Genomic DNA, 298 nt, shown 5'->3' with positions numbered 1-298 from the left:
AGGGGCTGGGGCGGAAATCAAATTTGGTTCGTTCTATTCCTACGAGCTCTACAAAAGCAAGAACTCCCGGCAATTCGATTCCAGCTTCCAGTGCAATTTCTTTTCCCTTATCAACCTGGGCACCAATTCGCAGCTCAAGGTGACAGCCATCAGTTCGAACAATGGCGCCATGACCGTCTTGTTCGGCCTGGGCCGCGTGCCCTACAAGCTTTACAGCGACGCGAAAGGGACGGTCAGTCTGCCATTCGGGCAACAGGTAAGCCTGCCCCAGGGCGGGCTGAGTTTTCTGGGGTTGGGC

Annotated in this window: 1 protein-coding gene; it reads left to right on the top strand. The window is 55.4% G+C overall.

What is annotated here, in order from left to right:
• Positions 1–298 (top strand): hypothetical protein (locus tag SB847_RS20790; protein WP_410578477.1); only part of this gene is annotated, 298 nt, incomplete at both ends.

The organism is Bacillus sp. SIMBA_026, from assembly GCF_046535335.1.
Lineage (GTDB): Bacteria > Bacillota > Bacilli > Bacillales > Bacillaceae > Bacillus > Bacillus velezensis.
Note: the sequence above shows the minus strand (reverse complement) of the source record. Positions and strands in the feature narration are given on the sequence as shown.